The organism is Brevundimonas vitisensis (genome assembly GCF_016656965.1).
Classification (GTDB): domain Bacteria; phylum Pseudomonadota; class Alphaproteobacteria; order Caulobacterales; family Caulobacteraceae; genus Brevundimonas; species Brevundimonas vitisensis.
The window spans coordinates 1,548,054-1,572,746 of sequence record NZ_CP067977.1; the positions used below are offsets into that span (position 1 = coordinate 1,548,054).

The 24,693-nt window shown below is 65.9% G+C and carries 28 protein-coding genes and 1 other annotated feature; of the genes, 15 read left to right on the forward strand and 13 right to left on the reverse strand.

Annotation, left to right across the window (positions count from 1 at the left end; translation table 11 throughout):
- Positions 1–27 precede the first annotated feature (27 nt).
- Positions 28–606, forward strand: a complete 579-nt coding sequence (locus tag JIP62_RS07840) for a hypothetical protein (RefSeq protein WP_201101493.1) — start codon at positions 28–30, stop codon at positions 604–606.
- Here JIP62_RS07840 and JIP62_RS07845 read toward each other — a convergent pair.
- The gene (locus JIP62_RS07845; RefSeq protein ID WP_201101495.1) at positions 590–1,069 is read right to left on the reverse strand and encodes an RNA pyrophosphohydrolase; all 480 of its coding nucleotides are present in this window, start codon (positions 1,067–1,069) and stop codon (positions 590–592) included. The two genes, JIP62_RS07840 and JIP62_RS07845, sit on opposite strands and share 17 nt — an antisense overlap.
- 86 nt (positions 1,070–1,155) lie before the next feature.
- Here JIP62_RS07845 and fmt point away from each other — a divergent pair, with 86 nt between their 5' ends.
- Both fmt and truA read left to right on the forward strand, forming a co-directional pair.
- Positions 1,156–2,082 (forward strand): methionyl-tRNA formyltransferase, encoded by a 927-nt coding sequence (fmt, locus tag JIP62_RS07850; RefSeq protein ID WP_201101497.1) that lies wholly within the window; start codon positions 1,156–1,158, stop codon positions 2,080–2,082.
- On the forward strand, positions 2,082–2,822 hold the full coding sequence (truA, locus tag JIP62_RS07855; RefSeq protein WP_201101499.1) for a tRNA pseudouridine(38-40) synthase TruA: 741 nt from the start codon (positions 2,082–2,084) through the stop codon (positions 2,820–2,822). The genes fmt and truA overlap by 1 nt, the downstream gene beginning before the upstream one ends.
- Positions 2,823–2,831: 9 nt before the next feature.
- Here truA and JIP62_RS07860 read toward each other — a convergent pair whose 3' ends face one another.
- Entirely contained in the window at positions 2,832–2,963 is a 132-nt protein-coding gene (locus JIP62_RS07860; protein ID WP_201101501.1) for an entericidin A/B family lipoprotein, read from the reverse strand.
- 99 nt (positions 2,964–3,062) lie between these two features.
- Here JIP62_RS07860 and JIP62_RS07865 point away from each other — a divergent pair, with 99 nt between their 5' ends.
- Entirely contained in the window at positions 3,063–4,724 is a 1,662-nt protein-coding gene (locus JIP62_RS07865; protein ID WP_201101503.1) for a thiamine pyrophosphate-binding protein, read from the forward strand.
- Between the two features lie 13 nt (positions 4,725–4,737).
- On the opposite strand, the gene JIP62_RS07870 is transcribed toward JIP62_RS07865, so the two are convergent.
- Entirely contained in the window at positions 4,738–5,742 is a 1,005-nt protein-coding gene (locus tag JIP62_RS07870) for a sulfite exporter TauE/SafE family protein (RefSeq protein WP_230974688.1), read from the reverse strand.
- Positions 5,743–5,838: 96 nt separating this feature from the next.
- Positions 5,839–6,099, reverse strand: a complete 261-nt coding sequence (locus JIP62_RS07875; protein ID WP_201104633.1) for a YdeI/OmpD-associated family protein — start codon at positions 6,097–6,099, stop codon at positions 5,839–5,841.
- 111 nt (positions 6,100–6,210) lie between these two features.
- Positions 6,211–6,264: a sequence feature (sul1 is cis-regulatory element that is thought to sense ions involved in sulfur or methionine metabolism; They are found in Alphaproteobacteria), on the forward strand.
- 52 nt (positions 6,265–6,316) lie between these two features.
- Between JIP62_RS07875 and JIP62_RS07880 the strand changes: the two genes are divergently transcribed.
- The 4 genes from JIP62_RS07880 to JIP62_RS07895 all read left to right on the forward strand — a co-directional run bounded on the left by JIP62_RS07880 (position 6,317) and on the right by JIP62_RS07895 (position 9,659).
- Entirely contained in the window at positions 6,317–7,798 is a 1,482-nt protein-coding gene (locus JIP62_RS07880) for a SulP family inorganic anion transporter (RefSeq protein WP_201101505.1), read from the forward strand.
- An 88-nt stretch (positions 7,799–7,886) separates the two neighbouring features.
- Entirely contained in the window at positions 7,887–8,612 is a 726-nt protein-coding gene (trmD, locus tag JIP62_RS07885) for a tRNA (guanosine(37)-N1)-methyltransferase TrmD (RefSeq protein ID WP_201101507.1), read from the forward strand.
- Position 8,613: 1 nt separating this feature from the next.
- A complete protein-coding gene (gene rplS / locus JIP62_RS07890) occupies positions 8,614–9,039 on the forward strand; it encodes a 50S ribosomal protein L19 (protein WP_201101509.1) in 426 nt (141 codons plus the stop codon).
- Positions 9,040–9,170: 131 nt separating this feature from the next.
- On the forward strand, positions 9,171–9,659 hold the full coding sequence (locus tag JIP62_RS07895) for a surface-adhesin E family protein (RefSeq protein WP_201101517.1): 489 nt from the start codon (positions 9,171–9,173) through the stop codon (positions 9,657–9,659).
- Positions 9,660–9,698: 39 nt separating this feature from the next.
- Here the strand turns inward: JIP62_RS07895 and JIP62_RS07900 are convergent, their stop codons facing one another.
- The 3 genes from JIP62_RS07900 to JIP62_RS07910 all read right to left on the reverse strand — a co-directional run bounded on the left by JIP62_RS07900 (position 9,699) and on the right by JIP62_RS07910 (position 11,506).
- Entirely contained in the window at positions 9,699–10,181 is a 483-nt protein-coding gene (locus tag JIP62_RS07900) for a PA2169 family four-helix-bundle protein (protein WP_201101524.1), read from the reverse strand.
- Positions 10,182–10,267: 86 nt separating this feature from the next.
- Positions 10,268–11,071: a tryptophan 2,3-dioxygenase gene (locus tag JIP62_RS07905; protein WP_201101526.1), complete on the reverse strand. Its 804-nt coding sequence runs from the start codon at positions 11,069–11,071 to the stop codon at positions 10,268–10,270.
- A gap of 36 nt (positions 11,072–11,107) precedes the next feature.
- Positions 11,108–11,506: a hypothetical protein gene (locus JIP62_RS07910; protein ID WP_201101528.1), complete on the reverse strand. Its 399-nt coding sequence runs from the start codon at positions 11,504–11,506 to the stop codon at positions 11,108–11,110.
- Between the two features lie 326 nt (positions 11,507–11,832).
- Between JIP62_RS07910 and dnaK the strand changes: the two genes are divergently transcribed.
- From dnaK to dapB, 3 genes are all read left to right on the forward strand, one after another.
- Positions 11,833–13,734 carry a molecular chaperone DnaK gene (dnaK, locus tag JIP62_RS07915; RefSeq protein ID WP_201101534.1) on the forward strand — a complete coding sequence of 634 codons (1,902 nt, stop codon included), beginning with the start codon at positions 11,833–11,835 and terminating at the stop codon, positions 13,732–13,734.
- 175 nt (positions 13,735–13,909) lie between these two features.
- The gene (gene dnaJ, locus JIP62_RS07920; RefSeq protein ID WP_201101535.1) at positions 13,910–15,088 is read left to right on the forward strand and encodes a molecular chaperone DnaJ; all 1,179 of its coding nucleotides are present in this window, start codon (positions 13,910–13,912) and stop codon (positions 15,086–15,088) included.
- A 10-nt stretch (positions 15,089–15,098) separates the two neighbouring features.
- Complete coding sequence (gene dapB, locus JIP62_RS07925) at positions 15,099–15,848, forward strand: 4-hydroxy-tetrahydrodipicolinate reductase (RefSeq protein ID WP_201101536.1); 750 nt, start codon at positions 15,099–15,101, stop codon at positions 15,846–15,848.
- 124 nt (positions 15,849–15,972) lie between these two features.
- On the opposite strand, the gene JIP62_RS07930 is transcribed toward dapB, so the two are convergent.
- Together JIP62_RS07930 and JIP62_RS07935 are read right to left on the reverse strand one after the other, a co-directional pair.
- Entirely contained in the window at positions 15,973–16,146 is a 174-nt protein-coding gene (locus JIP62_RS07930; protein WP_201101537.1) for a Flp family type IVb pilin, read from the reverse strand.
- Positions 16,147–16,424: 278 nt separating this feature from the next.
- Positions 16,425–16,598, reverse strand: coding sequence for a Flp family type IVb pilin (locus JIP62_RS07935; RefSeq protein ID WP_201101537.1), 174 nt, complete (start codon positions 16,596–16,598; stop codon positions 16,425–16,427).
- Between the two features lie 266 nt (positions 16,599–16,864).
- Between JIP62_RS07935 and JIP62_RS07940 the strand changes: the two genes are divergently transcribed.
- Genes JIP62_RS07940 through JIP62_RS07950 form a run of 3 tightly spaced genes read left to right on the forward strand, consistent with a single transcriptional unit; the run spans position 16,865 to position 18,394 of the window.
- On the forward strand, positions 16,865–17,290 hold the full coding sequence (locus JIP62_RS07940) for a pilus assembly protein N-terminal domain-containing protein (RefSeq protein WP_201101539.1): 426 nt from the start codon (positions 16,865–16,867) through the stop codon (positions 17,288–17,290).
- Positions 17,291–17,297: 7 nt separating this feature from the next.
- Positions 17,298–17,840 (forward strand): TadE/TadG family type IV pilus assembly protein, encoded by a 543-nt coding sequence (locus JIP62_RS07945; protein WP_201101541.1) that lies wholly within the window; start codon positions 17,298–17,300, stop codon positions 17,838–17,840.
- Positions 17,840–18,394, forward strand: a complete 555-nt coding sequence (locus tag JIP62_RS07950; protein ID WP_201101542.1) for a TadE/TadG family type IV pilus assembly protein — start codon at positions 17,840–17,842, stop codon at positions 18,392–18,394. Before JIP62_RS07945 ends, JIP62_RS07950 begins: the two co-directional genes overlap by 1 nt.
- 141 nt (positions 18,395–18,535) lie before the next feature.
- Here JIP62_RS07950 and JIP62_RS07955 read toward each other — a convergent pair whose 3' ends face one another.
- The 3 genes from JIP62_RS07955 to JIP62_RS07965 form a co-directional block, all read right to left on the reverse strand.
- A complete protein-coding gene (locus tag JIP62_RS07955) occupies positions 18,536–19,993 on the reverse strand; it encodes an AMP nucleosidase (protein WP_201101544.1) in 1,458 nt (485 codons plus the stop codon).
- A gap of 71 nt (positions 19,994–20,064) precedes the next feature.
- A complete protein-coding gene (locus JIP62_RS07960; protein ID WP_201101546.1) occupies positions 20,065–20,895 on the reverse strand; it encodes a hypothetical protein in 831 nt (276 codons plus the stop codon).
- Between the two features lie 62 nt (positions 20,896–20,957).
- On the reverse strand, positions 20,958–21,812 hold the full coding sequence (locus JIP62_RS07965; RefSeq protein ID WP_201101547.1) for an alpha/beta hydrolase: 855 nt from the start codon (positions 21,810–21,812) through the stop codon (positions 20,958–20,960).
- A gap of 239 nt (positions 21,813–22,051) precedes the next feature.
- Here JIP62_RS07965 and JIP62_RS07970 point away from each other — a divergent pair, with 239 nt between their 5' ends.
- A complete protein-coding gene (locus JIP62_RS07970) occupies positions 22,052–22,357 on the forward strand; it encodes a hypothetical protein (protein WP_201101549.1) in 306 nt (101 codons plus the stop codon).
- Between the two features lie 161 nt (positions 22,358–22,518).
- Here the strand turns inward: JIP62_RS07970 and JIP62_RS07975 are convergent, their stop codons facing one another.
- Complete coding sequence (locus JIP62_RS07975; RefSeq protein WP_201101551.1) at positions 22,519–24,630, reverse strand: S9 family peptidase; 2,112 nt, start codon at positions 24,628–24,630, stop codon at positions 22,519–22,521.
- Positions 24,631–24,693 lie beyond the last annotated feature (63 nt).

Consider the following 24,693-nt stretch of genomic DNA (forward strand, 5'->3'; position numbering starts at 1 on the left):
TTGACCGCGAACCGAATGGACCTGGCGATGCGCCCACTGATCCTGCTAACCGTTGTGGCACTCGCCGCCTGCGCGACGCCGTCTGTGCCCTGCGCCTGCCAGCCCTTGCCGGCCCCGGCACCCCTGCCCGAACCCTGGGCGCAACCCTCAATGGACCCGCAGGGCGAGGCCGATCTGGTGGTGCGCGCCATCACCACCCTGTGCCCGCTGTCACCCGACACGCCGCTGCGTGACCGGGCTGAGGCTGCGGTCCCCCTAGGCATAGAAACCTCCACAGGCGAGCATCGCTATCCGGCGCAGGAGGCCTGGATGTTCCTGAGCCCGCCGACGACGGATCGCCCAGAGTGCCAGGTCGTCATTACCGGAGACCAGACGCGGCTGCTGGCCGTCGACCGGGCGCTGAAGGCCTCGGCCGAGGCGCAGGGTCTGACGTGGAACATCCGCGACCGGCCCTCAGGGCCTACGCCCGGCCTGAACGATCGCATTCGCGGCATGGCTGATCGGGGTGAAGCAGTAATGCGCTGGCAGATCCTGCTGGATCAGGACCCGGCCAAGGTCACGACCCTTCGTTTGACCTGGACCGCACCGGTCAGTCCGGCCGACTGAACCGCTCGAACGCCGCCACAACCTGTGCATAGGCCGCGCGCTTGAACGGCACAATCAGGTCGCAGGCCTCGGCCAGCGGGCCCCACCGCCAGGCGTCGAACTCCACCTCGCCATGAGCCGCCAGATCGATCTCGGCCTCGTCGCCGGTGAACCGCATGGCAAACCAGACCTGCTTCTGGCCCGCGAAGCCTCGCGCCGCCTTCGACCCGCCATAGTCGGGCGGAAAGTCATAGGTGATCCAGCCCTCGGTCCGACCCAGGATTTCGACAGAGCGCACGCCGGTCTCCTCATACAGTTCGCGCCGGGCCGCGATCTCCAGATCCTCGCCCTTGTCGACGCCGCCCTGAGGAAACTGCCAGTCGCCGGTCGTCCCCGCGCGCAGGCCGTACCAGGCCTGGCCATGGGCATTGAACAGGACCACCCCGACATTGGGGCGATAGCGATCGAGATCAGTCTGGGTCATGCCATTCGCATATCCCTATCGGACGGCGGCGTCATGGCCCTTGGACAGCGCTTGCCCATCGGAGGAGGCTGGGGCACACCCCGGCCATGCGTCTTGCCTTCATGGGAACTCCCGACTTCGCCGTGCCGTCGCTGGCTGAGCTGATCGCCGCCGGGCACGAGATCGTGGCCGTCTATTCCCAGCCGCCGCGTCCGCGCGGCCGGGGCCAGCAGCTGACGCCGTCGCCGGTGCAGGCCTTTGCCGAGGCCATGGGCCTGCCGGTCTTCACCCCCGACAGCATGAAGTCGGCCGAGGCCATCGCCACCTTCCAAAGCCTGGATCTGGATGCCGCCTGTGTGGTCGCCTATGGCCAGATCCTGAAGGCCGAGGTGCTGGAGGCACCACGGCTCGGCTGCTTCAACCTGCATGGGTCGCTGTTGCCGCGCTGGCGTGGGGCGGCCCCCATCCAGCGGGCCATCATGGCGGGCGATCAGCAGACGGGCGTCCAGATCATGCGGATGTCGCTGGGCCTGGACGAAGGGCCCATCCTGTTGTCCGAGGTGATGGACATCCATGCCGACGACACGGCCGCCAGCCTGTCCGGGAGGATGGCCGTGACCGGTGCCAGCCTGTGGCCACGCGCCCTGGCCGCCATCGAACGCGGCGGCGTGACCGAGACCGAACAGGTCGGCGAGCCCACCTATGCCAAGAAGATCACCTCCGCCGAGGCCCGCATCGACTGGACCCGACCGGCGGCCGAGGTCGATGCCCACATCCGGGGCCTGTCACCCTTTCCGGGGGCCTGGTTCGAGGTCGGGGGCCCCGATGGCCCGGTGCGCATAAAGGCCCTGCTGTCCCAGGTTGCAGCGTCCGAGGGTCACGCCGCCGGTCAGGTGATCGACGGCGCATTGACCGTGGGCTGCGGCCAGGGCGCGGTCCGGCTGCTGCGTGTTCAGCGTCCCGGCAAGGCGGCGCAGGAGGCGAGCGACCTGTTGCGAGGGTTCCCCATAGCGCCGGGCACCGTCCTGTCCTGATGCCCCGTTATCGACTGACCCTGGAATACGACGGCGGGGCCTACAACGGGTTTCAGGTCCAGGCGGGCCAGCCGACGGTCCAGGGCGCGGTCGAGACGGCCATCACCGCCTTCTGCGGCCAGACGATCCGCCTGGCCGCAGCCGGGCGCACCGACACCGGCGTCCATGCCACGGGACAGGTGGTCACCTTCGATCTGGACAAGGCCTGGCCCGCTGCAACGGTCATGAATGCCCTGAATGCCCATCTGGTGCAGGAGGCGGTGGCGGTGCTGGACTGTATCGAGGTGGACCCGGAGTTCCACGCCCGGTTTTCGGCCACTGGGCGGCGCTATCTGTATCGCATTCTTAATCGTCCCGGCCGTCCGGCTCTGGACCAGGGACGGATCTGGCATATCCGCCAGCCGATGGACGAGGCCGCCATGCACCGGGCGGCCCAGGCCCTGGTGGGGCTACACGACTTCACCACCTTCCGGGATGTGAACTGCCAGTCCAAATCGCCGGTCAAGACGCTGGACATCGCCAGCGTCACCCGCGTCGGCGAGGAGGTGCATCTGGTGTTCGCGGCGCGCAGCTTTCTGCATCGCCAGGTCCGCTCCATGACCGGCACCCTCGCCCAGGTCGGGTTGGGCCGCTGGCAGGTGTCGGACGTGGCGCGGGTGCTGGCCGCGAGGGACCGCGCGGCCTGCGGCCCCGTGGCCCCGTCAGACGGGCTTTATCTGACGGGCGTCGACTACGATTGAGCCCGGTCGTCAGTCCGGACGGGCCGCATCGGACACCACCGTTCCGACGGCCTCGACGTCGCGGCCGATGCCGGCCACCGTATTGCAGGCCGAGACAGCCAGGGCGGCCGCCAGCAGCGAAAGCGTGATGATCTTGCGCATGGATACTCCCCGATCCAGTTGAACCTTGGCCATAACGCCAAGCGTGGCCGTGGGTTGCAGGATTGGCCAAGCGCCCCCGTGATCTGCTAGTCGGAGCCCATGACCCAAGCGCCCGATACCGCCGCCCGCCGCCTTGTCGAAACCCTGGTGATGAACGGCATCGACCGCGTCTTCTGCGTGCCGGGCGAAAGCTATCTGGCGGTGCTGGACGCCCTGGCTGACGTGCGCGACCGGATCCAGGTCATCGCCTGCCGGCATGAAGCCGGGGCCGCCAACATGGCCGAGGCCTATGGCAAGCTGACCGGAAAGCCCGGCGTCTGCATGGTCACGCGCGGGCCCGGGGCCACCCATGCCGCCATCGGCGTGCATACCGCCCATCAGGACTCCACGCCGATGATCCTGTTCGTCGGCCAGATCGCGTTGACCGACCGGGGACGCGGGGCGTTCCAGGAGGTCGACTATCGCGAAGTGTTCGGCGGCCTGGCCAAATGGGCGACCGAAATCGAGACCCCCGCCCGCACGGTCGAGGTGGTGGAGCGCGCCTTTGCCACCGCCCTGCAAGGCCGGATGGGCCCGGTGGTCATCGCCCTGCCCGAGGACATCCTGCACGAACACGGCGGTCCCGCTCCGGTCCGGCCCGTCGTTCCGGCCCGCGCGGCCCTGGACCCGGCCTTCGTTGCCGACCTGAGCGAGCGCCTTTCGCGCGCGGAACGTCCGCTGCTGGTGCTGGGCGGATCGGGCTGGACCGAAGAGGCCGCTGCGGCGATCGGCGACTGGTCCGAAAAGCTGGGCCTGCCGGTCAGCCTGTCGTTCCGGCGCAAGGACATCCTGTCCAACGCCCGCAGCAACTATGCCGGCGACCTCGGCCTGGGCTGCAATCCCGAACTGATGAAGCGGGCGCGGGACGCCGACCTGATTGTCGCCATCGGCGCGCGCCTGGGCGAGAATCCGACCCAGGGCTATACCCTGTTCGACCGCGACCACACCGCGCGGGTGCTGGTCCACATCCATCCGGGGCCCGAGGAGCTGGGACGGGTGTGGCCGACGCTGAGCGCCGCCACTGCCGACAATTCCCTGGCGGCCCTGGCCCTGGCCGGTATCGATCCCGGCCGGACCTGGCACGATCAGGCCAAGGCTGCCCACGACCACTATCAGGCCTTTTCGACACCCGTGCCGGTGACTGGCGCGGTGAACATGAGCGAATGCATGGCGCATCTGGGCGAGGCCCTGCCGCCTACGGCCATCGTGACCAATGGCGCGGGCAATTTCGCCGCCTGGCTGCACCGCTTCTATCGCCACCGGGCCTGCCGCACCCAGCTGGCCCCGACGTCGGGGGCGATGGGCTATGGCTATCCGGCCGCCCTGGCTGCCAAGTCCATCCATCCGGACCGCGAGGTCATCTGCGTGGCGGGCGACGGCGACTATCTGATGACGGGCCAGGAGATCGCCACGGCGGTCCAGTACGGCATCAATGTCGTGGTCATCGTGGTCGACAACGGTACCTATGGCACGATCCGCATGCACCAGGAGGGCCACTATCCGGGGGCCGAACGCGTGATCGCCACCGATCTGAAGAACCCCGACTTCGTAGCCTATGCCCAGGCATTCGGCGCATTCGGTGTCCGCTGCGAACGGACCGAGGACTTTCCGGCGGCCCTGCAGGCGGCCCGCAGCGCCGGCCGCCCTGCCCTGCTGCACCTGATCACCTCGGCCGAGGACATCGCCCCCAATCGGACGATCACGGGCCTGCGAAAGGCCTGACGCGCCCGCGTTTTTAGCCGGAGGCCTGGGCCGCCGCCGCCGCCGCCGCCTCGCGCGCCGTGCGGCGGGTGATGTGGGCCAGGGTGGCCCAGAAGACGGCGAACAGGATCCCGGCGAACATCACCGAACAGCCGAACTTCAGCCAGGTGGGGTTGTTCAGGTTGAAGTAGCCGAACTGCGCCAGATTCAGCACCACGATGCCGCGCAGCATCCATTCGGTCTTCATCCGGCTCAGCACATAGACGCCGAACGGGGCCATGAAGAGAACGACCGGCGCAGCGCTGAGCCAGGTCTGGACCTGATAGTGGGTGATGTCGCCGTCCACACCCGCGCGATAGGCGTAGCCCAGGACGCTGATGGCGGCCATCAGCATGATGCTCATATGGGTGGCGACCTTTTCATCCATCCGGAAGCGGGTCACCAGCAGGGTATAGAGCACGATGTCGGCCCCGGTCCCGAACAGGCTGGCGCAGGCCCCGCCGACCAAGAGGATGGCCACCAGCATGGCCGTGTCCGCCAGACCCCCCGCCTGCAGCCGCATCCGGTGCCCGCGATGGGTGCTGGCCACATAGGCAATGGTGAAGGTGGTGATCAGGCTGAGGAACAGCGCCTGGATCACCGCCACGGGGATGGCCTGCAGCGTCGCCATGCCGATGACGAAGCCGACAAAGGCCACAGGGATGAACCAGACCAGGGGTCGATACGCCCGAAGATCGTTGGCCCGGTTGGTCAGCACATAGATGCTGGCACTGGTCATGCCGACGCTCTGGATCATCAGGCTGAAGTCGCGCGCCATCTCGCGGTCGATCGACAGAAAGACGCTGAGCACGGGGAAGGCGACCGCCCCTCCCCCCTCCGGAGTCAGGCCCGCGACGAAGGCCCCCACCACCATGATGGCCGGATAGTACCAATTCTGGCCCAGGAACCCGAGATCGCTGACCGTGAAGAACAGGGTCAGCAGGACGATCAGGGCCAGCGCGAACCAGGCGCGAAAGATCGGGCTGTTGAACAAGGCCAAGACAAAATCCCCCACCCCGACCCGCCGACTGCCACCTGTGCCGGGACCTAAACGAGGGTCAGGAAGGTGGGATCAAGACGGCGGCGAGGGCCCTTGTCAAACCTTGCCGGTCTTGGGGCGATGCGGACAGCCGGGCCAGCAGCAGGGACGGCGCTTTCCCGACTTCAGATCGGAACTGGCCCGCTCGATATGGCGGGTGCGCGTCTCGGCCTTTTTGACCGAGGTGACCCAGCAGATCCATTCATTGCGTGCCAGGGGCGTGATGTCTTCCCAGGCCGCCAGCATCGCCGGGTCGTTCAGAAGCCTGTCGGCCAGATCCTGCGGCAGGTCGTGAACCACACCGGCGCTGGGACGCATTTCGGGCACGGCATAACCCCTCGGCGGCAACGGGTTCAGACTGCCACTGCGGCAGTGAGCGGTCATCCCAAACTTGCCTTGGCAGCAAAATTGCTGCACTTGCGAATGGAACAGGGACCCGATCCGATCGGGTGGCTAGCCCGGGCGCCGATCCCTCGGGAAAACCTGACGGACTTTGGCCTTTTGTGCCGCCCGTCTGATCGACAGACTGATCCACATGACCCTCATCGCTTCGGTGCGCCAGCAATGGCTCGCCCAACCGCGCCGTGACCTGCTGGCCGGCACGGTCGTCGCCCTGGCTCTCATTCCGGAGGCCATCGCCTTTTCCATCATCGCCGGGGTCGATCCGGCGGTCGGCCTCTACGCCAGCTTCGTCATCGCTGTGACCATCGCCTTCGTCGGAGGACGACCGGCCATGATCTCGGCCGCGACCGGCGCCATGGCCCTTTTGATGGTCACCCTCGTGCGCGACCACGGGCTGGAATATCTGTTCGCCGCATCGCTGCTGACCGGGGTGATCCAGATCGTCATCGGCCTGTTCAAACTGGGCCGCTACATCAAATTCGTCAGCCGCAGCGTCATGACCGGCTTCGTCAACTCCCTGGCCATCCTGATCTTCCTGGCCCAGATGCCCGAGCTTATCGGTGCCAACTGGCAGACCTTCGCCCTGGTGGGGGCGGCCCTGGTCATCATCTATGGCTTGCCGCGACTGACCCGGGCCGTGCCGTCGCCGCTGGTGGCCATCGTGCTGCTGAGCGCCTTCGTCATCTGGAGCGGCCTGGACGTGCGGACCGTCGGCGACATGGGCCAGATGCCCTCGACCTTGCCGATGTTCCACATCCCCTCCGTGCCCCTGACGTGGGAGACGCTGACGATCATCGGCCCCATCGCGGCGACCCTGGCCTTTGTCGGCCTGCTGGAAAGCCTGCTGACCGCCAATCTGCTGGACGACCTTACCGATACTCCTTCCGACAAGGACCGCGAGACGCGCGGCCAGGGCATCGCCAACATCGCCGCCTCCCTGTTCGGCGGCATGGCCGGCTGCGCCATGATCGGCCAGTCGATCATCAATGTGACCTCGGGCGCGCGGGGGCGGCTGTCCACCTTGTGGGCCGGGCTGTTTCTGCTGTTCCTGATCCTGGTGCTTCAGGAATGGGTGGCGCAGATCCCGATGGCCGCCCTGGTGGCGGTGATGATCATGGTCTCGATCGGCACCTTCGACTGGAAATCGGTGCTGAACCTGCGTTCGACGCCGATCCAGTCGTCCATCGTCATGATCGCGACGACCCTGACCGGAGTCGTGACCCACGACCTGTCCAAGGGCGTGGTCCTGGGCGTCATCCTGTCGGCCATCTTTTTCATGCGCAAGGTCGGCAAGACCGTGGTGGTCGAGGAGATCGCGACGCCGGAAGAGGGCGTGCTGCGCTATCGCGTCACCGGCCAACTGTTCTTCGCCTCGGCCGATGTGTTCGCGGCGGCGTTCGAGCATCACGGCCACCCCCGGCGCGTCGAGATCGACATGACCGGGGCCCACCTGTGGGATCTGACCGGCGTCGCCGCTGTAGACAAGGTGGTGTTCCGCTATCGCCGCCAGGGTGCCGAGGTCACCGTCATCGGCATGAACGAGGCCGGACAGACGCTCATCGACCGTGTCGGACGCCACGACAAGGACCATCTGCCCGTGGGGCTGTCGCACTGATGCTCAGGCGTTTCGGTCTGGCCCCGCAACCCGGCCCGCTATAGTGGCGGGCAGTCAACCCGCCGGATCGCCGGTTCCCGAGACTTCCATGCCGTTCACCGCCACCGTCCTGACCATGTTCCCAGAAGCCTTTCCCGGGCCGCTCGGCGTATCGCTGATCGGCACGGCCTGGCGGGAGAAAGAACTGTGGGCGCTGGAAACGGTGGACATTCGGAACTTTTCCGAAGATAAGCGCGGCTTCCTGGACGACACCCCTGCGGGTGGCGGGCCGGGAGCCGTGCTGAAAGCGGACGTAGTGGCCAGGGCGCTCGACAGCGTATCCGGGTCAGGACGGCCGCTTTTGTACATGAGTGCCCGGGGTCAGCCCCTGACCCAGGCACGCGTAAAGGCCTGGTCGCAGGCGGACGGGATCACCGTCCTGTGCGGCCGGTTCGAGGGGGTGGATCAACGGGTGCTCGACGCCCGGGGGTTCGAGGAAGTCGCCGTCGGCGACGCGGTCCTGGCCGGTGGCGAGGCGGCGGCGATGCTGGTGATCGAAGCGTGCGTAAGGCTGCTGCCCGGTGTCCTTGGCCAGGCCGACAGTTTGAGTTCCGAAAGTTTCGAGGACGGCCTTCTGGAGCATCCGCAGTTCACGCGACCGCGGATTTTCGAGGGGCTGGAGATACCCGAGGTCCTGGTGTCGGGCGACCACAAGAAGGTGGCTCAATGGCGTCAGGAACAGCGGGAACAGACCACGCGGGAACGGCGTCCGGACCTCTGGGCGGCCCACCTCGCCAAATCACAGCTAAAGGGCGCAAAAGCCCGAGGAGAATGACATGAACATCGTCCAGCAGCTCGCTGCCGAAGAAAAGGCCCGCCTGACGGCCGTCCGCGCCATCCCTGACTTCCAGGCCGGCGACACCCTGCGCGTCAACGTCAAGATCAAGGAAGGCGAGCGCGAGCGCATCCAGGCCTTCGAGGGCGTCTGCATCGCCCGCGCCGGTGGCGGCATCAACGAGAATTTCACCGTCCGCAAGATCAGCTTCGGCGAGGGCGTCGAGCGCGTCTTCCCGCTGATGTCGCCGATGATCGAGTCCATCGAGGTCAAGCGCCGCGGCGTCGTGCGTCGCGCCAAGCTGTACTATCTGCGTGACCGTCGCGGTAAGTCGGCCCGCATCGCCGAGCGTCAGACCGTCCGTGCCGACAAGAAGGCCGCCGTCCAGGTTCCGGAAACCGGCAAGGCCGAAGGCCCCGAGGCCTGATAGACTTCTGCACGGCCCTCTCCTTCACCAAGGAGGGGGCCGGTGCATGATCAAAGCTGACAGGGGTCGCTCGCCCTCTTTCCCATCCCGGGAACCTTGGCCTAGGGTTTTTCGGCATTGGGAGGAAACGGATGCGTATTTCGATGATGGCGGCTGCCGGTGCCGCCCTGGCCATGACCGTCGCGGGCGCTGCTGCAGCCCAGACGCCGCCCGCCAACACCGGCCCCTATTACATTGCGGATGGCGGGGCCGAGAATGCCTTCATCATTGCCGGTGGAACGCGTGCGCGGCGCGGCGACATCGGCATGGTCACGGCGGTCGTCCTGATTTCAGAAGCGGCCCAGGCGGAAAGCAGCGGGATCGCCCGCCTGGACATGGCCTATGAGTTCCAGTGCAGCTCCAACCGGCTGCGCAACACCAGTTCGGGTTTCTATCGCCCCGACGGCTCTCTGGTCGAGGTGCTGGTCAATGAGCCGGAATGGGAACCCGTGGCAGCGGGCGCGACCAGCGAGACCATGAAGCGATACGCCTGCGACGGCACCCTGCCCGAGGACGCCGAGCCCTTTGCAGACCTTGGCATCGTGACCCAGGCCTATCTGAGCTGGGCCGCCGATCAGTAAGCGAAAAGGGCGGGTCCATCGGGCCCGCCCTTTTTTGCGTCAGTTCGGGAAGACCGAACCGTCAGCATCCTTCTGGCCTTCCAGGCTGTGTTTCAGGTCGCGCATCTGATCGTGACCCGAGCGGACCGAGGCATAAGCCCGGCGAATGGTCTCACGCGTCGTGGCCGAGACGTCCGAGTCCTCCAGCGCGCTCTCGAACTTGGCCTTAATGAAGTCCTCGCCGTTCTCGACCGAGTTCACCACCGCCTGTTCGTCGCGAAGCAGGGCATGCTTGATGTCGAGGAAGGCACGGTGCGCCTTGGCCAGGATCGAGCCGTCATCCTCGGGATCGCCGCCCAGGGTGCGGACCGTGGACTGCAGGTCGGTGGCAACCTGTTTGCGCTCGAAGCTGCGCTGTTCGAACAGGGCGCGATAGCGCGGGTTCTCGGTCTCGGTCGCCGCCTCGCGATAGCCGTCAGCGCTGTCGATGGTAGTTTCGATCAGGCTGTTCAGAACCTTGATGTCGTGGGTGTTGGCGGTCATGGCTGTCTCCTTGAGTGCCTTCCGGGGGGGCCTCTCAGAACAACCTTGGGCGCATCGGGTTTCAGCTTGGCCGTTAGGGGCCGCGATCACAGCCGCGTGCGCAGCGACCACAACTCGGGGAAACAGCGTCTTTGCAGGGTGGACGTCAGATAGCCGACGCCGTCCGTTCCGCCCGTCCCCATCTTGCGCCCGATGATCCGTTCGACCGTGACGACGTGCTTGTGTCGCCACGTCAGAAGGGCATCGTCCAGGTCGACCAGCTTTTCCGCCAGTTGATAGAAGGGCCACCAGCGCTCGGTGTCGCGGTAAACCTCCAGCCAGGCCGCTTCGACACCGGGAGAAGCCTCATAGGGGGCGCTGACATTCCGGCTCAGAACCTCCTGGGGCACGGGCAGGCCCGCAGCCGCCAGCTGGGCCAGGGCGTCGTCGTACAGGCTGGGCGCATCAATGGCGGCCTGCAGCGCCGCTCGAGCCGCCGGCCGGTCCTCATGAAACTTCAGGAAGCTGGCATCCTTCAGCCCCAGCATGGTCTCGAACCGCCGGAACTGGTCGCTCTGAAAGCCTGAACTGGTTCCCAGCACATGGCGAAAGCGCAGGTAGTCGGCCGGGGTCATGGTGGCCAGAATATCCCAGCTCTGGGTCATCACGGCCTGGATGCGGCTGACCCTTGCCAGGCTCTTGTAGGCCGGGACCAGGTCGCCGGCACGGATCATCCCCTGAGCCAGGGCGACTTCGTGCAGGATCTGCTTCAGCCACAGTTCCTTGGTCTGATGGATCACGACGAACAGCATCTCGTCGTGCTGGTCCGACAAGGGATGCTGGGCCGCCAGAAGGTCATCCAGCGCCAGATATCCGGCATAGGTGATGGGAGAGGTCGCAGGATCGGTCATGGGACTGTATCGCCCCTGGCCGCGCCGCGCTCAAGTTTAGCGCGTGAAGTAGTAGTCCGCGATCCGGCAGACATTGACCCCGACGCGCTCCAGCGCCTGGCCATTGCTGAACTCGGCACGCAGGACATAGACGCAGGCCCCCGCCCCGTCGTCGACGTTGATCAGGACGCTGTCCCCGGTCGCCAGGGCTGCCCCGCTCATCAGGTCGCCGCGCCAGTCGGCCCGGCGAGGGTCGGTCGCATACAGGGCCGTGATGGTCCAGCCCGTCTGGTTATGCACCCGAACGCGGCGGTTCTGGCCGTCGCGGGACTGGCCCGGGCTCTTTGCGCCGCCTGCGGGATCGGCCATGGCGAAGCCTGCGGGCACCACGCTGCCTGCGGCCGTCACCGTCAGGAGGAGGGCCACAAGGGCGGCGCGAAGCGGGGCAGACGGCATGGAAGGTCCTGGAACGGGCGGGCCGATGTCCGACCCTTGATCGAGCCTATCATGGCCGAACGTGCAAACGGGCGCATCTGACGACCTCTGACGTCGGAATCGTGACCTGCTTGCAATTGAGCCCTTGCAGGCAGTGGGGGCTTTCCCATATCCGCAGCAACCCGGAGAAACCCCGCATATCGTGGGGATTTCGCCCGGAACCGTACATTAACCCGACTGGCGCGTCCCTGCGCGCCGGAAAGACCAAACCCCGGGGACGGTCACGCGCGGCGCTTGCTTTAAAAGGCCGCCGCACCGTCCGCCAACTGGAGCGAGAAGAACAGTCCATGGCCAAGATCATCGGTATCGACCTCGGCACCACCAACTCCTGCGTCGCAGTGATGGAAGGTGGCAGCCCCAAGGTCATCGAGAACGCCGAAGGCAACCGCACCACCCCGTCCGTCGTCGCCATCCAGGATGGTGCCGAGGTTCTGGTCGGCCAGCCGGCCCGTCGCCAGGCGGTCACCAACCCCACCAACACCTTCTTTGCGATCAAGCGCCTGATCGGCCGCAACTTCAATGATCCGGTGGTGGCCAAGGACAAGGGCATGGTGCCCTATGAGATCGTCAAGGGCCCGACCGGCGACGCCTGGGTGCGCGCCCACGGCAAGGATTACTCGCCCCAGCAGATCAGCGCCTTCACCCTGACCAAGATGAAGGAAGCGGCCGAGTCCTATCTGGGCGAGACCGTGACCCAGGCCGTGATCACCGTGCCGGCCTATTTCAACGACGCCCAGCGTCAGGCCACCAAGGACGCCGGCAAGATCGCGGGCCTCGAAGTCCTGCGCATCATCAACGAGCCGACGGCGGCGGCCCTGGCCTATGGGCTGGAAAAGGCCGAGGGCCAGAAGATCGCGGTCTATGACCTGGGCGGCGGCACCTTCGACGTCTCGATTCTGGAAATCGGCGACGGCGTGTTCGAGGTGAAGTCGACCAATGGTGACACCTTCCTGGGCGGCGAGGACTTCGACCTGCGTCTGGTCGATTACCTGGCCGACGAGTTCAAGAAAGAGCAGGGCGTCGACCTGCGCCAGGACAAGCTGGCCCTGCAGCGCCTGAAGGAAGAGGCCGAAAAGGCCAAGAAGGAACTGTCCTCGACGTCTCAGTACGAGGTCAACCTGCCCTTCATCACTATGAATGCCTCGGGCCCGCTGCACCTGAACATCAAGCTGTCGCGCGCCAAGCTGGAGGCCCTGGTCGAAGACCTGGTCGCCCGCACCATCGGCCCGTGCGAACAGGCTCTGAAGGATGCCGGGCTGAAGGCCTCGGACATCGACGAAGTCGTCCTGGTCGGCGGCATGACCCGTATGCCCAAGGTCGTGGAAGCGGTGAAGGCCTTCTTCGGCAAGGACCCGCACAAGGGTGTGAACCCCGATGAGGTCGTGGCCCTGGGCGCCGCCGTTCAGGCCGGCGTGCTGCAAGGCGACGTCAAGGACGTGCTGCTGCTGGACGTCACCCCCCTGACCCTGGGCATCGAGACCCTGGGCGGCGTGTTCACGCCGCTGATCGAGCGCAACACCACCATCCCGACCAAGAAGAGCCAGACCTTCTCGACCGCAGACGACAACCAGTCGGCCGTGACGATCCGGGTCTTCCAGGGCGAGCGCCCGATGGCCGCCGACAACAAGGTGCTGGGTCAGTTCGACCTGATGGGCATCCCGCCTGCACCGCGCGGCATGCCGCAGATCGAGGTCACCTTCGACATCGACGCCAACGGCATCGTCCATGTGGCCGCCAAGGACAAGGCGACCAACAAGGAACAGTCGATCCGCATCCAGGCCAACGGTGGTCTCTCCGACGCCGACATCGAGAAGATGGTCAAGGAAGCCGAGGCCAATGCCACGGCGGACAAGGCCCGCAAGGAACTGGTCGAGGCCCAGAATGGTGCCGACAGCCTGATCCACTCGACCGAAAAGGCCATGGCCGAGCACGGTGACAAGATCGAGGGCGCGGACAAGACCGCCATCGAAACGGCCCTGGCCGACCTGAAGACCGCCCGCGACGGCACCGACGCCGACGCTCTGCGTGAAAAGACCAATGCCCTGGCCCAGGCCTCGATGAAGCTGGGCGAGGCCATGTATGCGGCCCAGGCCGGCACCGCCGACGGCGGCAGCCAGCCCGCCGACGATGGCGTGGTCGATGCCGAGTTCGAAGAAGTTTCGGACACGGACGAAAAGAAGAGCGCCTGATCGACGGGCCGAAACCGAAACGGCCCCGCTTGTCAGATGACGGGCGGGGCTTTTTCATGAAACTTGCATCGGTCGATCCGGACACCATGTCCGTCGGGTCGACGGCCGGTCCCGAAGGCGTCCATCAAGAGACGTCTCGATGATTGGCCAGTGGGGTTGAGAGGACGAACGCCGAATGGCGACGCGTGATTATTACGAGATCCTGGGTGTCGAGCGGACGATCGACGCCGCCGGCCTGAAATCGGCCTATCGCAAGCTGGCGATGAAGCACCATCCGGACCGCAACGGCGGTTCTGATGAATCCCTGGCGCTCTTCAAGGAAATCTCCGAGGCCTATACCGTCCTGTCGGACGATCAGAAGCGTGCGGCCTATGACCGGTTCGGCCATGCCGGCGTGAACGGCGGGGCGGGTCAGGGCTTTGGTGGCGGCCAGGGCTTTGCCGACGTCAACGACATCTTCTCGCAGGTCTTCGGCGACGCCTTCGGCGATGTCTTCGGCGGGCGCGGCGGTGGCCGGGCGTCGGGCGGACCGCGCCGCGGCTCGGACCTGCGCTATGACCTCGAGATCACCCTGGAGCAGGCCTACAAGGGTTCAGACGTCGAGATCGCCGTCCCCTCGACTGCCACCTGCGAGACCTGCGAGGGTTCGGGGGCCAAGGCCGGGACCAAACCGGTCACCTGCACCACCTGCCAGGGCGCTGGACGCGTCCGTCAGGCCAACGGTTTCTTCCAGGTGGAGCGGACCTGCCCGCGCTGTGGCGGCAACGGCCAGATGATTGCCGAACCCTGCGGCACCTGCCATGGCCACGGCCAGGTGCGCAAAACGCGCAAGATGAGCCTGAAAATCCCCGCCGGGGTCGACGACGGCTCGCGCATCCGTCTGTCGGGCGAAGGCGATTCCGGCCAGCGCGGCGGACCGCGCGGCGATCTCTACGTCTTCATCTCGGTGACCCCGCACGAACTGTTCGAGCGTGACAACCTGGACCTGCTGGTCACTGTGCCCGTGCCCATGACGACCGCCGCCCTAGGGGGGCAGATCGATGCGCCCTGCCTGGTTTCCGAGGCCTGCGACGGTCAGTGCCGGGCGCCCGTCAGCGTTCCTGCCGGTGCCCAGACAGGCAAAACGGTCCGGATCAAGGGCAAGGGCATGCCGCATCTGAACGGTCGCCAGCGCGGCGATCTGGTGGTCGAGCTGTTCGTCGAGACGCCGACCGACTTGACCGCCCGGCAGAAGGAACTGATGCAGGAACTGGCTGCCTCCTTCGGAGATGGCCAGAATCCCCGCAACTCCAGCTTCGCCGGCAAGGCCAAGCGGTTCTGGGCCGACATCGTCGGCAATGAGGCAGCGAATTGAGCGCCACCCAATGAGTGCACTCTTCCATGCCGGCATCTCCGGCGCGCGCGGCCGCATGGGCCGGGCCGTATCGCAGGTCCTGGACGCGCGTGACGATGTCGTCGTGGCCGCCCGATTTGACTGGGGCGAGACGGCCGATCTGTCGCTTTGCGATGTGGTCATCGATTTTTCGACGCCCGAGGCATCGGTCGCCCTGGCCAAGACCTGCGTGGAACGGGGCGGCCCGGCGCTGGTCATCGGATCGACCGGTTTCACCCCGGAACAGGACGCCGAGATCGAAGCTGCGGCCCGGACGCTCGCGATCGTCCGCAGCGGAAATTTCTCGCTGGGCGTCAACATCCTGATCGGCCTGGTCGAGCATGCGGCGCAGCGCCTGGATCCCCGGGACTGGGACATCGAGGTCCTGGAGGCCCACCACCGACGCAAGGTCGACGCGCCTTCGGGCACAGCCCTGATGCTGGGCGAAGCGGCGGCCAATGGTCGAGGCGTCGACCTGAAGACTGTGCGGGCTGCACCCTATGACGGCATCCACGGCGAGCGTGAGACCGGACGGATCGGGTTTGCCTCCCTGCGGGCTGGTGGCATCGTCGGTGAGCATACCGTGCTGTTCGCGTCAGAGGACGAGACCCTGACCCTCAGCCATTCTGCGATCGACCGATCTCTGTTTGCGAAGGGCGCCGTCGCCGCTGCCGCCTGGGTCCGCACCCGTCGCCCCGGCCTTTACGACATGCAGGACGTTCTGGGCTTCCGCCAGGCCTAGACCATGATCCTTCTCCTCTCGAGGGAGACGGAGGCCATAACGCTACTTATCTAGCGCCCATGACAAAGGGGCCGGAGCGTTTCCGCTCCGGCCCCCCGTCGGTTTCAAGACAGTCGCGTCAGTCTTAGACGCTGCCGCCCATGCCTTCGACAACTTCCGTGAACTTCTCGCTGATGGTCGTGCCCAGGGCGGTCACGGCGGCGATGATCACGACAGCGATCAGGGCGGCGATCAGGCCATACTCGATGGCGGTGGCACCGGACTCGTCCTTGACGAAACGCGAAACGAACTTGGTCATTGGATATCCTCTTGATGATAGGTCTAGCGAGCAACTGCGAGGGAGGACGGTTGCCCGCTGGGCCCCCAAACGCCTGAGCAACATGCGCCACGTCGGTTAAGGCCGGGTCGATGGGCGTGGTTACTTGCCGGTTTACCTTGAATATTTTCCGTGATCGGTTTCGACGGAACGCCGGGAGCCCCTTCCACCCAGCAGGTGTGTGGCAGGCCTTGGAACATCAAAGGGCCGGGGTGTCGCCACCCCGGCCCTCCGTTACGCTACTGTTTGGTCGGTTTGGCTTAGACGCTGCCGCCCATGCCTTCGACGACTTCGGTGAACTTCTCGCTGATGGTCGTGCCCAGCGCGGTCACGGCGGCGATGATCACGACGGCGATCAGAGCAGCAATCAGGCCGTACTCGATCGCCGTGGCACCGGACTCATCCTTGACGAAACGCGAAACGAACTTGGTCATTTGAATATCCTCTTGCTTAAGCGGGCTGGAGACTTGAACCACTGAGGTCATCGGCTCCCCGCTTGACCCCCTAGACAGCTACACCATGCAACAGCTGTTTTAAGACAGGATGAATCAAAGAATGATCGCCCCGGATTTCGTGGTTACTGATATGTTTACTTAACCCGCAGGCCTGACGAGCGTCGCATCGTTTCAGACTTTCTTGAGGTTTCAGAGCGACCTTGCGCGAGCGCCTCGCGCGCGTCGCATCTCTGAAGGCTGTCGCCATGATCCGCTCGCCCCGTCGCCCCGCCATCGCCCGGTTTGCCGCTCTGCTTTCGGCCACGGCCCTGCTCGCCACGGCGGGCGCCGCCTGTGCCCAGTCCCGTCCGCTGTCGGTCCAGATCGACCAGTCGGCGCGCGTCCAGCTGCGCGCTCCGGCCGGCTCGGTGATCGTGGGCAACCCTCAGATCGCCGACGTCACCGTGGTGGATGCCAACACCCTGTTCATCACGGGCAAGGGCTATGGCGTAACCGAGATCGTCGCGGTCGACGCCCTGGGACGCACGGTCTTCCAGAGCCAGGTGGTGGTCAGCGCTGGCGACACGGGCAATGTACGCGTCTGGCGGGGTGCCCAGGCGACGGAAATGGCGTGTGGGGCCTCCTGCTCGCCGACGGTCCGGTCAGCTGCCGACGCGCCAGCCGCACCCTGACCTGCTGATGTCGGCTGCCGCCAGACTGCTGCATCGCCTGTCACGCCCCCGGCCCGATCGACGCCGCGAGGGTTCGTCGGCGGTCGAGTTCGCCATGCTGGCCCTGCCCTTCTTCTTCATGATGATGTGCATCATCGAGATCGCCTTCGTCTTCGTGCTCGATTCCGTGCTGGAGAACGCCACGATCGAATCCGGTCGCCTGCTGCGCACGGGGCAGGCCGACACCAGCGACTTCAGCGACACCCGGTTTCGCGACGAACTGTGCAGCCGGATGAGCATCTTCGAGGCCGACTGCGACGACCGGATCACCATCGACGTGCGGGTCATCCCCCAGTTTTCCAGCCCGAACCTGCCGGACCCGATGAGCGGCGGCACCTTTTCGACCGGAGGCCTGGGCTATGACAACGGCAACCCAGGCAGTCTGATGCTGGTGCGCGCCTGGTACCGACACCGGCTGTTCACCCCCTTCCTGGAACAGGGGCTGTCGCGCCTGGGCGACGGCTATGCCTATCTCAGCGCGACCACCGCCTTCAAGAACGAGCCCTATTGATGGTGCGCCCGATCTCTCTTCGTCGCTGGGGCCTGTTCGGACGGGTGGCGGGCGACCGGCGCGGCGTGTCGGCGGTCGAGTTCGCCATGCTGGCCCCGGTCATGATCGCCTTCTATTTCGGCCTGGCCGAGTTCTGCCAGGGCTATATGGCGCAGAAGCGGATGGGCCATTCCGCCGCCATGGTCGCCGATCTGGTGGCTCAATCATCGGCGGTGACCGGGCGTCAGGTCGATGACATGTTCAACATCGGCGGCCTGATCATGAAGCCGTTCTCGGACGGGCCGCTGAAGCAGCGCGTCAGCAGTGTCATGCGTGACAACAGCGATCAGATCCGCGTGGTCTGGAGCCAGGGGGACGGCTGGACCGCCCGCGCGGTCGGCAGCACCCTGACCCTGCCCGCCGGACTGATCGAACGGGGCGAGACCATCATCGTGGCCGAGGCCACCTATGACTACGACTCGCCGGTCGACTATCTGATGCCCGGCATCACCCGGTTCAGCCACATCTACTATCTGCGCCCCAGGATCGTCGAAAGCATTCCCTACACGCCTTGATCCCTAGGCCGCGGTCGTCGGCCCTTCGGGACCTCCCGACCCGACGCGGCCGGATGCCTGTCCGACTAGGCCTCAAGTAGCGCGAAGCGCGGTAGGCCGCCTCAGGAGTGCCTCAAGTAGCGCGAAGCGCGGTAGGCCTACTTATCTGAACGGCGGTTCGTCGAAGGCGCGCAGTTTGCGCGAGTGCAGCCGCACGCCCTCCTCACGCAGCAGGTCCACCGCCTGGATGCCGATCTGCAGATGCTCCGAGATCGACCCCTCGTAGAAGCGGTTCGCCTGTCCCGGCAGCTTGATCTCGCCATGCAGCGGCTTGTCCGAGACACACAGCAGGGTCCCGTAGGGCACGCGGAAGCGGTAGCCCTGGGCTGCGATGGTGGCGCTCTCCATGTCGATGGCCACGGCCCGGCTCTGGTTGAAGCGCAGGGCCGATTTGGAATAGCGCAGCTCCCAGTTCCGGTCGTCGGTGGTGACCACCGTGCCCGTGCGCAGCCGGCGTTTGACCTCTTCGCCCGGCGCGCCCGACACCTGCTTGGCCGCGTCATAGAGTGCGCGCTGAACCTCGGCGATCGACGGAATGGGGATATCCGGCGGCAGCACGGCGTCCAGCACATGGTCGTCGCGCAGATAGGCGTGGGCCAGGACGTAGTCGCCGATCGTCTGTGACGGCCGCAGCCCCCCACAGTGACCAATCATCATCCAGGCGTGCGGCCGGGTGACAGCCAGGTGATCACAGATGGTCTTGGCATTGGATGGTCCGACGCCGATGTTGACCAGGGTGATGCCCACATGGCCCGGCGCGGTCAGGTGATAGGCTGGCATCTGGTGCCGCCGCCAGGCCGTGTCGAGAATGGCCAGTTCAGGGTCGGGGTTGTCGCGTGTGATGACGACGCCACCGGCACACGACAGGGTCTCATAGGCGCTGTTCGGATCGGCCAGCTGGGCACAGGCCCACCGCACGAACTCATCGACGTAGCGGTGATAGTTGGTGAACAGGATATAGGACTGCACGTCCTCGACCGGGGTGCCGGTATAGTGCCTCAGCCGCGCCAGGGAGAAATCGGTCCGCAGGCCGTCAAACTGGGCCAGCGGAAAGTCCTGTTCGAGATCAAACAGGCCGTCCGAAATCTCGTCGCCGATATGGGCCAGGTCCGTCGTCGGGAACCAGCGGGCGATCGCTGCGGTCTGACTGCGGTCCAGAACCACATCCGAGCCGTCCAGCACATAGGGGAAGGGGATTTCCTGATCGGAGGGCACCACTTCGAAGGTGGCACCGTAATCCTGCTCCAGCAGGCGCAGCTGCTCGGCCAGATAGGGCCGGAACAGATCGGGACGGGTGATGGTGGTGGAGTAAACCCCCTGGCGCGAAATCCGCGCATAGGCCCGGGGCTCCAGATCATTCGGACGGTCGCCGAACCAGCTGACCCTCAGCATGGGATAGGCGAACAGGCCATCGGCCCTGGCCTGGGGATCGGCACGTTCGCCGGTCTGAAGGAAGGTCTTCACCGCGGACCGCAGATTGGCGACCGACTGGGTGTAAAGGGTTTGAAGGCGGTCCAGCGCCGCCGGGCCCGTCATGGGGGCGTTCTTCGATTCTGTCATGGCCTCCTCTAACGGAAGATCATGACCTTGGCGAGACGGTGACGCTTGCCCTGTTTTCGGCCGTCAGATCGTCAGGGGCGGACATCGCTCTGGACTTCGGTCACGACCAGGGCGTCGTCCTGGATTTCGAAACCGATCACCGCCTGACCGCCGGACGGACAGCAGTTGCCGTCCTGATCGCGCCACAGGCCGGTCGTGGCCCTGAGCGAGGGATAGTCGAACGCTACCCCTTTCCACACCGACCGCCCGGGCGGCAGATGCTGATCCAGGGTGTCGCGCCAGGTCTCTGTATCGAGCTGGATCAGGGGCTGGGCGGTGCCCGGCACCCAGCGGAACAGGCGATCGACGTTGAAGGCCCCGGTGCCGGCGGACCACCCTGCGACCGCGACATAGAGCTGGTCCCTGTGACGGAACACGACCGGCGGCTCATAGAAGACCCCGTCGAAATCCCATGCGGTCGGCGTCAGATGCGCCCCGGCATCCGTCAGCAGCACAAAGCCCGCCCCAACGCCGTCCTCCGGCGTGAAGCCGTCCTGCAGCTGCCAATACAGCCGGTGCTCGCCCATGGTGACATAGCCGCCGGACGGAGAGGTGCAGCCACTCAGCCGGATGGCGATGCAGCCTTCTGGCAGATCGGTCGCCCGAACCTCCACGCCTCGGACCTTGGTGTCCCGGTCCGCAGATGCGGCCCAGAGGGTCCGCCAGTGTTCGTCGATCTCGGCCGGCGTCGTGGTCTCGGCGCGTTCCATCAGCCATGCGGCGCGCTGGCGATCAATGTCCAGCGGCGTGGGACTGACAGCGCGCGCGGCCGTATAGGCGCGCTCGACCGCTTGAGGGCCTGGAGACTGCGCCAGGGCCGGCGTGCCCATGAGTGTGAGAATGACGGCGGCGGTGAGACGCATGGAATACTCCCTTGGGCCCTACCCTGCGCCTTTAGCCGCGCCTGTCCACTGACGCGGCCTGATCAGCCCAGTTCGCGGTGGAAAAAGGCCGAGACATCGTCCAGCACCGGCGCCTTCTTGCGGAACAGGGGCGAGAAGGTCGCGATCAGGTCGGCATGGTTCAGGCCGGGGTACAGCTTGGCCTCGCTGCGCCCCCCCACCGCCCGCATCCTGTCGTTCAGAATGATGGTGTCCTCATCATGGACCACGCGGTCGTCCGTGCCGTGGCCTAACCACAGCGGCGGCGCATCGGCGCGCGCAAAGGTCACCGGCTGTGTCTGCAGGGGATCCGGGGCCTGACCGAAGGCATTGATCGATGAGGCGACGTCGAGCGGCAGAAACTCGTAGGGCCCGGCAAGGCCCGCTGCCGCGCCGATCAGATCCGGCTGACCCACGGCGGCCATATAGCGCCGGTCCAGCGCGATCATCATCGCCAGATGGGCCCCTGCCGAGTGCCCGGCTACGCCCAGCGTCTCGGAGCGGCCACCATATTGCCCCGCCACCTCCGCCACCCGTGCCGTCGCGGCGGCGGCATCCTCGATAAAGGTCGGAAACCGGACCTCGGGCACCAGTCGATAGTCGGGCAGGGCCACCAGGAACCCCCGGGCCGCCAGCGCCTGCGCAGCCCAGCCATAGAGGCTACGGTCGCCTGAATCCCAGCCGCCGCCATAGAAGAAGACGACGGTCGGCACCGGTCCTTGGGCATTGGTGGGGCCATAGAGGTCGAATTTCTGGCGGGGGTCCGGTCCGTATTCCAGATTGCGGGCCATGCGTCCGGCGGTGCGGTCGCGGGGCCCCAAGCCATTCAAAAGGCCGAGCGGTGAACACGCCGCCGCCAGAGCCCCCAGGGCGGGGGCGAACAATCCACGTCGGGTCATGCGAACACAGGCTCTGAAGCCGCTGGGTAGGTGGTCATGCTGCAGATACGCACGAACCCGCCATTCGGCTCAAAATTCTCGCTGGGGGCGGGCACCACCTAAGAAAAAACGTCCTGTTTCGGAGCACTTGTAAGATTTCCGCAGTGAGACTGTCGCAAAACATTTACATGGGCGACAAAAGGCGCATTATTCCTCCGAGTCCTGACGTTTTCAGGCTCCTTTCTTTTGGAGCTATGCCCATGTCCCGCCTGACCGCCACCTTGGCCGCACTGGCCCTGGCCACCACCTTTGCCGCGCCGGCCATGGCGATCGAGCCGCAGGGCACGACCGCTGCCCCGGCCCGCGCCGTGATGATCTGTGCTTCCGATTCTGCCACGCGGCGCAGTTTCGAGCGCGAGCATGGCACAGCGCCCGTCTTCGTCACCGCCCGCGACGCCCTGGCTGCGGCCTCGTCCGGCGAGACCTGGTCCACCCCGCGCTGCATGACCGAGCGCGAGCACGCCCGCCTGGTGCAGATGAACAGCGAGCGCGCCGCCGCCCGCTAAGGCCAGCCTTCGCGGCACTAAAAAGGGGGCGGGTCCGCTGGACCCGCCCCCTTTCTATTTTTCCAACAGCGCGGTCAGAAGGCCCGCCCTATCGACCCGACGCGCTGGGCGTTCCAACAGCGCGGTCAGAAGGCTCCGCCTTCTCGACCCGACGCGCTGGGCTATTCCGCCCCGTCGCCGATGTGCTTGTCCAGCCAGCCGAAGACCTCATTGTGCCATTGCAGGCTGTTCTGGGGCTTCAGGACCCAGTGGTTCTCGTCCGGGAAGACCAGCAGACGGCTTTCGATCCCCTGGCGCTGCAGAGCCGTGAAGGTCGACAGGGCCTGGGTCGTGGGCACGCGGAAGTCCCGGTCGCCCTGGATCACCAGCATCGGCGTGCGCCACTTCTGGACATGGTTGGCCGGGTTGAAGCGCTGATATTCCCGCGCGTTCTCATAGGGGGTGCCGCCGTTCTCCCATTCGGTGAACCACAGCTCCTCGGTCGAATAGCCCATGGCGAAGGTGTCGAAGACCCCGTCGTGGTTCACCAGGCATTTGAAACTGTCCTGCCAGTTGCCGGCGATCCAGTTGATCATATAGCCGCCGTAGGACGCCCCCAGGGCACAGGCCCGGTCGCCATCCAGGAAGGGATAGGCCTCCTGCGCGTGGGCCCAGCCCTTTTGCAGGTCTTCCAGCGGACGGTCGCCCCAGTGCTGGCTGATCGCGTCGGTAAAGGCTTGGCCGTAACCGACCGAGCCGTGGAAATCGATCATCACCACCGCATAGCCGGCCCCGGCATAGCTTTGCGGGTTCCAGCGGAAGGACCAGCTGTTGCCAAACGACCCCTGAGGTCCGCCGTGGATCAGGAAGGCCACCGGATAGGTCTGACCCTCCACATAGTTGGCCGGCTTGATGACATAGCCGTGCACCGTCTCGCCGTTCCATCCGGCAAAGGTGAACTGCTCGGCCTCGCCGAAGGCACGCTGGGCCAGTTCAGGGTTCACCTCGGTCAGACGGCGCGGCATCTCGCGGCCGCGATAGGTCTTGAAGAACAAATCCGACGGCGCAGTCAGCGTGTCCTGGGCAAAAACGATGCCTGATGGGGTCAGGTCGAAGGCCGAGACATGGCCCGGCCCGGTGATCGGCACGACCATCCCGTTGCGCGTATCGATGGCAAAGATCCGCACCTGACCCACGTCCTGGGCGGTGGTGTAGAGGGTCGTCCCGTCCTGCGACCACTGCAGGCTGTCGGCCGAACGGTCCCAGTTCCCTGCGACCTGGCGTACCTGGCCGGTCTCGACGTCCTTCAGGAAGATTTCGAACTTGTCGGCCTCGAAGCCGGGGCGGGCCATGGCGCGGTAGGCCAGGGTCTTGCCGTCGGGCGAGAACACCGGCCCGGCGTCCCAGGCGGGGTTTTCGGCGGTCAGGTTTTCGAAGGTGCCGTCACCGCTCAGGCCGTTCGTGCGCCACAGTTCGAAATTGGTGCTCCACGGCTCGCTCTGTCCGGCCTGGCGCGCCGAAAAGACGATGGCCTGTCCGTCGGGCGTGAAGGTGAAGTCGCTTTCGTCGCCGAACGGCTTGGACGGCGTGTCGCCGTCAAAGCCCTTTGTGACCCAGACCGGATCGCCCTCGACCGCGCCACTGGCCCCGATCGACTGGACGAAAAGATGGTTCTGGGTGCCGTCATTCCAGGTATCCCAGTGACGCACGAACATCCGATCATAGACCAGGCCGGTCGACTTGCGATCGGCCGCCTCGGCCGCCCGCGCCACCGAACAGGCCAGATCCGCACAGTCGGGATAGACCGCCAGCGACATCGCCAGCCGGTCGCCCTGGGGGCTGAGGCGATAGGCATTTACGTCGGTCGGCAGCATCGTGACCTGGGTCGCGGCGACGCCCTGAACATCCGTCACCCACACCTGGCTGGAGCCCGACCGACCCGAGAGGAAGTAGAGTTTTCCATCCGGCGACCAGCGCGCGGTATTGGCCCCTTCGTCCGAAATGCCGAGGCGGCGGGGTGCCTCGTCGCTCTCCAGGTCCTTGATGTAGAGGCTGGTAACACCACGGTTTGCGGCCATGTCGGTCGCGCGGACGGCATAGGCCACATACCGACCGTCCGGAGACACCTGGGGGTCGGACAGGCGGTTCAGCTCGATCATTTCCTCATAGCCAAAGGGCTGCACTGCCGCCGCATCCACCAGCGAAGGCTCGGCCGTCGATTGGGCGAGGACCGGATTGGCGGCCATCAAGGCCAGGGCGGCGCAGGCGGCGGTCAGCAGAGTGCGATGACGCATCGGGCAAAATCCTTATCAACGACCCCAGAGGCCTAGCATCGGCAAGGCGGGGACGAAAGCAGA

Coding starts and splice junctions, on each gene's coding strand:
- dapB (WP_201101536.1), top strand. CDS start 15,099: ATGAGTGCACTCTTCCATGCCGGCATCTCCGGCGCGCGCGGCCGCATG.
- JIP62_RS07960 (WP_201101546.1), bottom strand. CDS start 20,895: ATGCGTCTCACCGCCGCCGTCATTCTCACACTCATGGGCACGCCGGCC.
- JIP62_RS07865 (WP_201101503.1), top strand. CDS start 3,063: ATGACCCAAGCGCCCGATACCGCCGCCCGCCGCCTTGTCGAAACCCTG.
- fmt (WP_201101497.1), top strand. CDS start 1,156: ATGCGTCTTGCCTTCATGGGAACTCCCGACTTCGCCGTGCCGTCGCTG.
- JIP62_RS07975 (WP_201101551.1), bottom strand. CDS start 24,630: ATGCGTCATCGCACTCTGCTGACCGCCGCCTGCGCCGCCCTGGCCTTG.
- JIP62_RS07905 (WP_201101526.1), bottom strand. CDS start 11,071: ATGACCGATCCTGCGACCTCTCCCATCACCTATGCCGGATATCTGGCG.
- JIP62_RS07860 (WP_201101501.1), bottom strand. CDS start 2,963: ATGCGCAAGATCATCACGCTTTCGCTGCTGGCGGCCGCCCTGGCTGTC.
- JIP62_RS07945 (WP_201101541.1), top strand. CDS start 17,298: ATGTCGGCTGCCGCCAGACTGCTGCATCGCCTGTCACGCCCCCGGCCC.
- JIP62_RS07970 (WP_201101549.1), top strand. CDS start 22,052: ATGTCCCGCCTGACCGCCACCTTGGCCGCACTGGCCCTGGCCACCACC.
- rplS (WP_201101509.1), top strand. CDS start 8,614: ATGAACATCGTCCAGCAGCTCGCTGCCGAAGAAAAGGCCCGCCTGACG.
- JIP62_RS07950 (WP_201101542.1), top strand. CDS start 17,840: ATGGTGCGCCCGATCTCTCTTCGTCGCTGGGGCCTGTTCGGACGGGTG.
- JIP62_RS07965 (WP_201101547.1), bottom strand. CDS start 21,812: ATGACCCGACGTGGATTGTTCGCCCCCGCCCTGGGGGCTCTGGCGGCG.
- JIP62_RS07900 (WP_201101524.1), bottom strand. CDS start 10,181: ATGACCGCCAACACCCACGACATCAAGGTTCTGAACAGCCTGATCGAA.
- JIP62_RS07910 (WP_201101528.1), bottom strand. CDS start 11,506: ATGCCGTCTGCCCCGCTTCGCGCCGCCCTTGTGGCCCTCCTCCTGACG.
- JIP62_RS07845 (WP_201101495.1), bottom strand. CDS start 1,069: ATGACCCAGACTGATCTCGATCGCTATCGCCCCAATGTCGGGGTGGTC.
- JIP62_RS07955 (WP_201101544.1), bottom strand. CDS start 19,993: ATGACAGAATCGAAGAACGCCCCCATGACGGGCCCGGCGGCGCTGGAC.
- JIP62_RS07880 (WP_201101505.1), top strand. CDS start 6,317: ATGACCCTCATCGCTTCGGTGCGCCAGCAATGGCTCGCCCAACCGCGC.
- JIP62_RS07840 (WP_201101493.1), top strand. CDS start 28: ATGCGCCCACTGATCCTGCTAACCGTTGTGGCACTCGCCGCCTGCGCG.
- dnaK (WP_201101534.1), top strand. CDS start 11,833: ATGGCCAAGATCATCGGTATCGACCTCGGCACCACCAACTCCTGCGTC.
- JIP62_RS07875 (WP_201104633.1), bottom strand. CDS start 6,099: ATGCGTCCCAGCGCCGGTGTGGTTCACGACCTGCCGCAGGATCTGGCC.
- dnaJ (WP_201101535.1), top strand. CDS start 13,910: ATGGCGACGCGTGATTATTACGAGATCCTGGGTGTCGAGCGGACGATC.
- JIP62_RS07940 (WP_201101539.1), top strand. CDS start 16,865: ATGATCCGCTCGCCCCGTCGCCCCGCCATCGCCCGGTTTGCCGCTCTG.
- JIP62_RS07930 (WP_201101537.1), bottom strand. CDS start 16,146: ATGACCAAGTTCGTTTCGCGTTTCGTCAAGGACGAGTCCGGTGCCACC.
- JIP62_RS07895 (WP_201101517.1), top strand. CDS start 9,171: ATGCGTATTTCGATGATGGCGGCTGCCGGTGCCGCCCTGGCCATGACC.
- trmD (WP_201101507.1), top strand. CDS start 7,887: ATGCCGTTCACCGCCACCGTCCTGACCATGTTCCCAGAAGCCTTTCCC.
- truA (WP_201101499.1), top strand. CDS start 2,082: ATGCCCCGTTATCGACTGACCCTGGAATACGACGGCGGGGCCTACAAC.
- JIP62_RS07935 (WP_201101537.1), bottom strand. CDS start 16,598: ATGACCAAGTTCGTTTCGCGTTTCGTCAAGGATGAGTCCGGTGCCACG.